Genomic DNA, 8,420 nt, shown 5'->3' on the forward strand with positions numbered 1-8,420 from the left:
GGTGGCGTCGCAGTCGACGGCTGCGTGCCGATGTCGATGTCGAATGTCGTGTCGAGGCAGCGTCAACAGCCACCACCTCGCCCCGCGCACGGTTGTCTGATGGTCCCGGCGTCGTGTTTTAAGTCCGGCAAAGGACGGGGCCTGCCTGTTCGGCCCGAACGACGACGGTCCCTCCATGGCGTCGAGCCCGCGACGGCCCTCCCCCATGAACACCGCCTCTCCCCGGCCACACGACGCCTCGCGAAGCCCCCTCGGTCGGGGAGAGCGAGGGGAGAATAGGCATGGGTCTGGGAAGCGGGGATAAGATGCGGACGCTATCCCCGAGCCACTCGAAAAAGCGCCGTCATCCTGGGCTTCGCGCAGCGAAGACCGGGATCCATCATCGAGCGCCGGCCCCCTCCGATGGATCCCTGGCCGACCTTTCGGTCGTCCCAGGATGACGGTTGGCGTGGGCAGGCAGAGACTCGCCTAACCCGCCGTATTGCCGGGAAGCGGGATCTCTTCCTCGATCTCGTGATGGCCCACGGCGCGTTCGAGGCCGTCGGGGCCGCGGACGCGGTACTGCTCTTCCTTGTTGTCACGCGGCGGCATCAGCCGCGTGATCTCGAAGGGGCCGGGCCGGACCTGGTTGTGGAAGCCGGCGGTGAGCTGGACCAGATCGCCGGTCTTGTAGGGAGGGCGTGCCATGATCTCAGGCCTTTCCGCCGATGTCGGCGACGGTGAGCCGGTGATAGCTGCCCTTGTGGCGGCCATAGGCTGCTGCGGCCGCGCTCAGGATGGCGTCGCGATGGCTGTCGAAGGTCGCCAGCATCTGGGCCTCGCCCGGCTCGGCGCCGAGCCGGCGCAGCGCGTCGATCTCGATCTGGAAGGCGATCTCGAGCGAGGCGTCGGAGCCCCAGAAGCTGACGCAGGAGCGGCCGGCATCGAAGCTGCGGACCGGATTGGGAAAGTTCAGCGACATGATGACCTCTGTTCTGCGCTGCGGCTCAGGACGCCAGGAAGGCGGCCTGGGAGACCGGAACCGAAGCGTGGACCGGGATCGAGACCGGCCGGCGCGACGGGATGGACGGGGCCAGAGCGGGCGCGAGATCATCGGCGCTGAGGTGGTCGTCCAGAACATCGAGGATCGTCTCATCGACGGATGCGTCGAATTTGCGGGCGAAGAGGCAGGCGCTCGCCAGAAGCTCCGGCGCGTCGGAGGCGAGATAGGTGCGCGGGCGCAGCTTGATGTCGCCGTCCGGGACCCAGTCGATCATGCGCAGATCGTCGCTGACGATCTCGCCATGCTCGGCGGTGTTCATCATCACCGTCTGGAAGAAGCCCTCATCGGCGATGAAGGTGTTGCGGTAGAACGCCTTGTAGCGCTCGGCCTCGCGATCGTGGCAGACGAACTCGCAGAAGCGGCGGCTGACGATCATCCACTGATTGCCGATATAGGGCGAGACGCCGGCCATGAAGCTGCGCGGGAACGGCGTCCGGACGATGCGCTTCTCGAATTCGACGACATAGCGGCTCACGCGCTTCATCGTCTCGGGCCGCGCCGTGCGCTGGTCGAGAACCTTGATGAACTCCTTGCCGCGGTTGCGCTTCAGGAACGTGGCGATCTCGTCCTGGCTCTTGAGCGGGTAGTCCTGGCCGCTGAGATTGACGAAGAACTCCCAGTCCGCGCCCATTTCCAGCAGCTGCGCCATGCCGCGCAGTTCGGCATCGACGAGGCTGTAACCGCCCCAGCGGGCGTGATGGCTCGCAAGGATGGCGCTGTTGGGAAAACCGCGCAGAAACCGCCGAATATCGGCTTCGAGTTCGGGCCCCGAATTCTTGTCGACATGGATCAAATAATGATTGGCGGGATCGTAGATCGACTTGAACATGCGCTTGAACTGCGCGGGATACCGGTGAACCAGAACCAGATAAGCGATCAACGTGAGTGTCCTTGCAGTGGGAACGAACAGGATCAGATCAATAGCCGCATGACGGCCCGCGCCTCGGCCACGCTCCGGCAACCGATGCGCGACAGCGCTCCTCGCCTCCCGGCGAAGCGCGGCCGAATATCGTCTTGTCTCGAGGCTGGCCCTGGCGATTGGCAGCGACCGCAAAGGCGGCTTCTCGCGTAGACCGTGAATCCGACATGGGGAAGCCGACCTGAGATTGTAAGGTCGCAGCGAAAATAAGACCGGTGCGGTCCCGCTTCGGTGTCATGCCGCTGATGCCCTTCGGCGCTCCGCCAGGAGAGGCGCCATGCCGCCGTGCATGGCCGCCAGACCGGCTCCGCTCGCCCCGCCTCTGGTGCATGGCCGGGCCGCCACCTAGACTGGCGCCCTCCTCAGATGCACGGGCAGGCACGACACTTCATGGATCAGCGGGTCGACCCCCCGGCGCATCAGGCGGCGGCCGCGCAGGCGCCGATGCGGCATGAGGACATCCGCCGCATCCTCTTCGGCATCATGCTCGCCATGTTCCTGGCAGCGCTCGACCAGACCATCGTCGCCACCGCGATGCCGACGATCGGGCGCGAGCTCGGCGACGTCACGCATCTGCCCTGGGTGGTGACGGCCTATCTCCTGGCCTCGACCGCGGTGACGCCGCTCTATGGCAAGCTCGCCGACATCCATGGCCGCCGCATCGTGCTGCTCAGCGGCATCGCCGTGTTCATGGCGGGCTCGCTCGCCTGCGCGCTGGCGCCCTCGCTCTGGCTCCTGGTGCTGGCGCGCTTCGTCCAGGGGCTCGGTGGCGGCGGGTTGATCGCGCTGGCGCAGACCATCGTCGCCGACATGGTCTCGCCCAAGGAGCGCGGGCGCTACCAGGTCTATATCGCCTCCGTCTTCATGGCGTCCTCGCTGCTCGGCCCCGTGCTGGGCGGCGTCATCGCGGAGCGGCTGCACTGGTCGGTGATCTTCTGGATCAACCTGCCGCTCGGCGCGGCTGCCTATCTGATGACGAGTTCGGCGCTGAAGCGCCTGCCGCGGCATGAGCGGCCGCACAGGCTCGATCTGCTCGGCGCGGTGCTGATCACCAGCGCGACGATGACGCTGCTGCTCGCGCTCTCCTGGGGCGGCACGCATTACCCCTGGGCGTCGGCGCCGATCGGCGGGCTCGTGGCGCTGTCGCTGCTGCTCTGGCTCGCCTTCGCCTGGCGGCTGCGCACCGCGCAGGAGCCGCTGATCCCGCTCGACATCCTCGCCAATCCGGTGGTGCGGATGGGCACGGTCGCGGCCGGCTTCGGCATGGGCACCTTCATCGGCCTGACGATCTACCTGCCGATCTATTTCGAGAGCGTGATGGGTCTGAGTGCCGCCTCCTCGGGGCTCGGCCTGCTGCCGCTGACGGTGGGCACGGTCATGGGCGCGACGCTGTCGGGGCGGGCGATGACGCGGCTGACGAATTACAAGCGCGTACCGGTGATCGGTCTCAGCGTCGCGCTGGCCGGGGTGGCGCTGCTGGCCTGGCAGGCCGGGCGCATGCCGCTCGTGCCCTTCTGCGCGCTGCTGGCGCTGATCAGCGTCGGGCTCGGCACGATGCTGCCGGTCGCGACCGTTTCGATCCAGAACGCGGTGCTGCCGCACCAGCTCGGCACCGCGACGGGGGCGGCGAATTTCTTCCGCCAGATCGGCGGGGCGCTGATCGTGGCGATCTTCGGGGCCATCGTGCTCGGCGGCATCGGCAGCGCCGGGCCGGGCCTGTCTCATGAATCGATCCGGCTCGACGGCGTCGATCGCGAGACGATGGTGCGGCTGTTCCAGTATGTCTTCGGGGCAACCTGCCTCGGCTTCGCCTGCGCGCTGGGCTTCCTGCTGCGGATGGAGGAACTGCCGCTGCGCAGCGGCGCGGCCCAGGCGGCCAAGGCGCCCGCGGTCGATTGATCGAGATCGCGCCGGGCCCGCCGCTTTCGGCTGGCCTCGCCACAGACCCGTCAAGAAGCGCGGTCTAGTCTGCGATCCCACCCGCGGCAGGAGAGCCCCATGTCCGATCTCGTCGTCATCGTCTACCCGACCGAAGCCCGCGCCGAGGAGATGCGGCAGAAGCTGTTCGGCCTGCAGAAGGAGTATCTGATCGAGATCGGCGACGCGGCCATCGCGGTCATGCAGGAGGGCGGCAAGGTGAAGCTGAACCAGCTGCTCAACACCACGGCGATGGGCGCGGCGTCGGGCTCCTTCTGGGGCCTGCTGATCGGCGCGATCTTCCTGATGCCGCTGGCGGGCGCGGCGCTGGGCGCCGCCTCCGGCGCGCTCGGCGGCGCGCTGACCGATTACGGCATCAACGACGCCTTCATGAAGGATTTGGCCTCGAGCCTGCAGCCGGGAAATGCCGCCCTCTTCGTGCTCGTCCAGCGCGTCACCGGCGACAAGGTGCTGGAGGCGATCAAGGGCACCGGCGGCACCGTGCTGAAGACCTCGCTCGACCACAGCCGCGAGCAGGCGCTGCGCGACGCGCTGGCGGGGGTGAGTGCGGCGGCGCCGGCGGCGGGCGCTTCGACGCCGGTGGGGTGATGGGACCCCGTCATTGCGAGCGTAGCGAAGCAATCCAGACTGAAGCGCGCGGCTGCTCTGGATTGCTTCGTCGGCTTTGCCTCCTCGCAATGACGAGGAGGCTGTTGATCAATCCCGCAGCAGTTCGTTGATGCCGGTCTTCGAGCGGGTCTGGGCGTCGACCGTCTTGACGATGACGGCGCAGGAGAGCGAGGGGCCCGGCGTGCCGTCCGGGAAGGGCTTGCCCGGCAGCGAACCCGGCACCACGACCGAATAGGGCGGCACCTTGCCGATATGGACCTGGCCGGTGGCGCGGTCGACGATCTTGGTCGAGGCCGAGATGAAGACGCCCATCGAGAGCACCGAGCCCTCGCCGACGATGACGCCCTCGACGACCTCGGAGCGGGCGCCGATGAAGCAGTTGTCCTCGATGATCGTCGGGTTGGCCTGCAGCGGCTCGAGCACGCCGCCGATGCCGACGCCGCCCGAAAGATGCACGTTCTTGCCGATCTGGGCGCATGAGCCAACCGTAGCCCAGGTGTCGACCATGGTGCCTGAGTCGACATAGGCGCCGATGTTCACGAAGGACGGCATCAGCACGACGTTGGGCGCCAGGAACGAGCCCTTGCGCGCGGCGGCCGGCGGCACGACGCGGAAGCCCGCGGCGCGGAAGCGGTTTTCGCCCCAGCCGGCGAATTTGGAGGGCACCTTGTCCCAGAACACGGCGTCGCCCGGGCCGTTGGCGATGATCATGTTGTCGGTCAGGCGGAAGGAGAGCAGCACCGCCTTCTTCAGCCACTGATGCACGACCCAATCGGCGCCAACCTTCTCGGCGACGCGGGCCTGGCCGGCGTCCAGCATCTCGATCGCCTGCTCGACCGCCTCGCGCACCGCGCCTTTCGTGTTGAGGCCGATCTCGGCCCGGGCTTCCCAGGCGGCGTCGATGGTGGCGGCGAGATCGGTCAGATTGGTCATGGCTCGGCTCTCTCGTCGTGGTCGGCCCTGTGCCGACCATCCACGTCTCGCGACGTGGACAAGGTGAAGACGTGGATGCTCGGGACAAGCCCGAGCATGACGGGGCGAGCGATGGCGGATGAGCGGCGTGGCGTCAAGGCGGGTCGAGCCGGACGCCGCCCGCCTTCCCGCAGGGCCGGCCCGTTTCGCCGCAGGAACGCAGCCGGGACCGCTGTGTTAAAGAGGGGTCGATGCCGCGAACCGGCCGGAGGTCCCCCTGATGCGCCTGACCCTGTCCCTGATGCTCCTTGTCCTCGCCGCGCCGGCCCTGGCGCAATCGCGCCCCTCGACGCCGGAGCGCAGCTGCGCCGTCAACCGCCAGAGCGTCGCGGCGAGCGGCGCGATCGTGCTCGGCACCGGCGGCTTCACCTATGACCGCTTCGTCAACGATCCCCGCTTCTGCCAGCATGGCGAGTTCCTCGAGCCGGCCTTCGTGCCGAGCCGCGACAATCCGCAATGCTTCATCGGCTATCGCTGCAAGGTCGACCTGCCCTGGGATTGAGGACCGGCGCTTTACCTCGCCCGGCCGCGGCGGCAGTGTCGGTCCCGACCCTTCCCCTACGCCGGACCTCCCATGCGCCTCTGGATCAGGAACCCGCTCGGCATCGTCGCCGAGGCCGCCTCGGGCGGCGTCGTGGTCGAGCGGGCGGTCATCGTCGAGCTGGTCGCGGCGGGGGGCGAGCCTTCCGCGCCGGTCGACGAGGTCTTCGACGCCTCCGCGCATGTCGTCCTGCCCGGCCTGATCAACACGCATCATCACTTCTACCAGACGCTGACGCGGGCCCATCCGTCCGCGATCGACCGCGAGCTGTTTCCCTGGCTCACCGCGCTCTATCCGCTCTGGGCGCGACTGACCCCGGACGATCTGCGCCTCGCCGTGCGGGCGGCTCTGGCGGAGCTGCTGCTCTCGGGCTGTACCACGGCGGCCGACCATCACTACCTCTATCCGCCGGGGCTGGAGGACGCCGTGGACATCGCAGTGGAGGAGGCGCGCGCGCTCGGCATCCGCGCCACGATCTCGCGCGGCTCGATGAACCTGTCGCAGAAGGATGGCGGGCTGCCGCCCGACACGGTGGTGCAGGACGAGGACACGATCCTCGCCGACAGCGAGCGCGTGCTCGGGCTGTTCCATGATCCCGCGCCCGGCAGCATGATCCAGATCGCGCTGGCGCCCTGCTCGCCCTTTTCGGTGACGCCGTCGCTGATGGCGAAATCGGCGGAGCTGGCGGCGCGCTTCGATGCCCCGCTCCACACCCATCTCGCCGAGACGAAAGACGAGGACGCCTATTGCCTGCAGGTCTATGGCAAGCGCCCGCTCGACCTGCTGGAGGAAACCGGCTGGCTGCGGCCGAAGACCTGGCTGGCGCATGGCGTGCATTTCTCCAGCGAGGAATGTGACCGGCTGGGCAAGGCCGGGGTCGGCGTCTGCCAATGCCCGACCTCGAACGGCGTGCTCGCCTCCGGCTTCTGCCGCACGCGCGAGCTGGAGGCGGCGGGCGCGCCGCTCGGGCTCGGCGTCGACGGCTCGGCCTCCAATGACGGCTCGAATCTGATGGAGGAGCTGCGGCACGCCCTGCTGGTCAACCGGCTGCGCTATGAGAGCGCCGCCGCGGTGACCGCCCGCGACGTCATCCGCTGGGCGACGCAGGGCTCGGCGCGCTGCCTCGGCCGCTCCGATATCGGCACGATCGCGCCGGGGATGCAGGCCGATCTCGCGCTCTACCGGCTCGACGAGCTGCGCTTCTCCGGCGCGCATGACCCGGTCGCGGCACTGGTTTTGTGCGGCGCGCACCGGGCCGACCGCGTCATGGTCGCCGGGCACTGGCGGGTGGTCGACGGGGCGATCCCCGGCCTCGACCTCGCCGCTCTCAGGCGCGCCCATGGTGCGGCCTCGCGCCGCTACGCCTGAAGCCTTTCGCAATCTCGACTCATTTGCGGCCTTTTCTGGCTGGGGCCATTGGAGCCTGGATCGTGCCGACCGAAGGATGCCGGACATGAAGATCGCGCCGCTCGCCGCCCTCGCTCTGGCGCTGACCGCCAGCGGCTGCATGACGCTGGAGGAGCGCCGCGCGCTCGATATGGAGCAGTGTCGCGGCTACGGCTTCCGACAGGGCACGGACGCCTTCGCGCAGTGCATGCAGACGATCGATGTCGAGCGGGCGGCGGCGCGGCGCACCTATGTCTACCAGGATTTCAGCGGCTTCTATGGCGGCTATGGGTTCGGCTACGGCTATCGCCGCTGGTGAGGCTTAGCCGCCCTCGCCCGATGGCGGGACGTAATCGCGCAGCGCTGGCAGCCTTGCCTGCAGGCGGCGCAGGAAATCGAGGAGCTGGGCGCGCTCCTGCGGGCTGAAGCCCTCCAACATCAGCTGCTCGCGGGCGGTGGCCAGCGCGATCAGCCGGTCATGCAGGGCATAGCCGCTGGGGGTGAGTTCGAGGAGCTGGCGGCGGGCGTCGCGGGCATCGGGTCGCTCGGCGACATGGCCGGCCGCGACCAGCGTCGCGGCGCTGCGGCTGACCGCGCCCTTGTCGAGGCCGATGACCTCGCAGATGCGCTGCGCCGCGATGCCGGGCTCGATGGCGAGCTGCGACATCACCCGCCATTCGGTGACGCCGACGCCGAAGCGCTCGAGATAGAGCCGCGAGGAGCTGCGCGACCAGGTGTTGGAGATCGCGGTCAGGAAATAGGGGACGTAGCCGCCGAGATCGAGGACATCCCGCTCGGCGCCCTCCCCGGCGGCTCTGTCGCGTCTGGTCGAAGGCATGGTTCGTTCCGCAATCCCTGGCGCGCATCTCACATGGTGGTGCGGCGCGGGGCAAGCGGTGGTCGGTCCTGAAGGATGGCGACGGTCTCCCTCCCCCCGCTTGCGGTGGGGAGGGCCGGGGTGGGGGGCCGTGACGCTCGGCAAGACGATCAAGGACAGGGCTCCGGCTTTGCGG

Annotated in this window: 10 protein-coding genes; 5 read left to right on the plus strand and 5 right to left on the minus strand. The window is 68.7% G+C overall.

Going from position 1 to position 8,420, the window contains the following annotated elements:
* Positions 1–468: 468 nt before the first annotated feature.
* From AX750_RS14470 to AX750_RS14480, 3 genes are read right to left on the minus strand one after another with little or no spacing between them, the layout of a single operon-like run.
* Positions 469–687 carry a hypothetical protein gene (locus AX750_RS14470; protein ID WP_066734049.1) on the minus strand — a complete coding sequence of 73 codons (219 nt, stop codon included), beginning with the start codon at positions 685–687 and terminating at the stop codon, positions 469–471.
* Between the two features lie 4 nt (positions 688–691).
* On the minus strand, positions 692–961 hold the full coding sequence (locus tag AX750_RS14475; protein ID WP_066734052.1) for a DUF1488 domain-containing protein: 270 nt from the start codon (positions 959–961) through the stop codon (positions 692–694).
* Positions 962–986: 25 nt separating this feature from the next.
* Positions 987–1,922 carry a beta-1,6-N-acetylglucosaminyltransferase gene (locus AX750_RS14480; RefSeq protein WP_066734054.1) on the minus strand — a complete coding sequence of 312 codons (936 nt, stop codon included), beginning with the start codon at positions 1,920–1,922 and terminating at the stop codon, positions 987–989.
* A gap of 429 nt (positions 1,923–2,351) precedes the next feature.
* Here AX750_RS14480 and AX750_RS14485 point away from each other — a divergent pair, with 429 nt between their 5' ends.
* Positions 2,352–3,860: an MDR family MFS transporter gene (locus tag AX750_RS14485; protein WP_066734057.1), complete on the plus strand. Its 1,509-nt coding sequence runs from the start codon at positions 2,352–2,354 to the stop codon at positions 3,858–3,860.
* Positions 3,861–3,959: 99 nt separating this feature from the next.
* On the plus strand, positions 3,960–4,487 hold the full coding sequence (locus AX750_RS14490; RefSeq protein ID WP_066734061.1) for a DUF1269 domain-containing protein: 528 nt from the start codon (positions 3,960–3,962) through the stop codon (positions 4,485–4,487).
* A 108-nt stretch (positions 4,488–4,595) separates the two neighbouring features.
* On the opposite strand, the gene dapD is transcribed toward AX750_RS14490, so the two are convergent.
* Positions 4,596–5,441, minus strand: a complete 846-nt coding sequence (gene dapD, locus AX750_RS14495; protein ID WP_066734064.1) for a 2,3,4,5-tetrahydropyridine-2,6-dicarboxylate N-succinyltransferase — start codon at positions 5,439–5,441, stop codon at positions 4,596–4,598.
* Between the two features lie 259 nt (positions 5,442–5,700).
* Here dapD and AX750_RS14500 point away from each other — a divergent pair, with 259 nt between their 5' ends.
* The 3 genes from AX750_RS14500 (at position 5,701) to AX750_RS14510 (ending at position 7,726) form a co-directional block, all read left to right on the plus strand.
* Positions 5,701–5,982, plus strand: coding sequence for a hypothetical protein (locus tag AX750_RS14500; RefSeq protein ID WP_066734067.1), 282 nt, complete (start codon positions 5,701–5,703; stop codon positions 5,980–5,982).
* 72 nt (positions 5,983–6,054) lie between these two features.
* Positions 6,055–7,389 (plus strand): 8-oxoguanine deaminase, encoded by a 1,335-nt coding sequence (locus AX750_RS14505; protein ID WP_066734070.1) that lies wholly within the window; start codon positions 6,055–6,057, stop codon positions 7,387–7,389.
* Positions 7,390–7,474: 85 nt separating this feature from the next.
* Positions 7,475–7,726 carry a hypothetical protein gene (locus AX750_RS14510; protein ID WP_066734073.1) on the plus strand — a complete coding sequence of 84 codons (252 nt, stop codon included), beginning with the start codon at positions 7,475–7,477 and terminating at the stop codon, positions 7,724–7,726.
* 3 nt (positions 7,727–7,729) lie between these two features.
* On the opposite strand, the gene AX750_RS14515 is transcribed toward AX750_RS14510, so the two are convergent.
* A complete protein-coding gene (locus AX750_RS14515; RefSeq protein WP_066734075.1) occupies positions 7,730–8,245 on the minus strand; it encodes a MarR family winged helix-turn-helix transcriptional regulator in 516 nt (171 codons plus the stop codon).
* Between the last annotated feature and the right edge of the window lie 175 nt (positions 8,246–8,420).

The organism is Methylobacterium sp. CCH7-A2, assembly GCF_001557075.1.
In the GTDB taxonomy this organism is placed as follows: domain Bacteria; phylum Pseudomonadota; class Alphaproteobacteria; order Rhizobiales; family Beijerinckiaceae; genus Allobosea; species Allobosea massiliensis.

Coding starts and splice junctions, on each gene's coding strand:
- AX750_RS14470 (WP_066734049.1), bottom strand. CDS start 687: ATGGCACGCCCTCCCTACAAGACCGGCGATCTGGTCCAGCTCACCGCC.
- AX750_RS14475 (WP_066734052.1), bottom strand. CDS start 961: ATGTCGCTGAACTTTCCCAATCCGGTCCGCAGCTTCGATGCCGGCCGC.
- AX750_RS14485 (WP_066734057.1), top strand. CDS start 2,352: ATGGATCAGCGGGTCGACCCCCCGGCGCATCAGGCGGCGGCCGCGCAG.
- AX750_RS14490 (WP_066734061.1), top strand. CDS start 3,960: ATGTCCGATCTCGTCGTCATCGTCTACCCGACCGAAGCCCGCGCCGAG.
- dapD (WP_066734064.1), bottom strand. CDS start 5,441: ATGACCAATCTGACCGATCTCGCCGCCACCATCGACGCCGCCTGGGAA.
- AX750_RS14500 (WP_066734067.1), top strand. CDS start 5,701: ATGCGCCTGACCCTGTCCCTGATGCTCCTTGTCCTCGCCGCGCCGGCC.
- AX750_RS14505 (WP_066734070.1), top strand. CDS start 6,055: ATGCGCCTCTGGATCAGGAACCCGCTCGGCATCGTCGCCGAGGCCGCC.
- AX750_RS14510 (WP_066734073.1), top strand. CDS start 7,475: ATGAAGATCGCGCCGCTCGCCGCCCTCGCTCTGGCGCTGACCGCCAGC.
- AX750_RS14515 (WP_066734075.1), bottom strand. CDS start 8,245: ATGCCTTCGACCAGACGCGACAGAGCCGCCGGGGAGGGCGCCGAGCGG.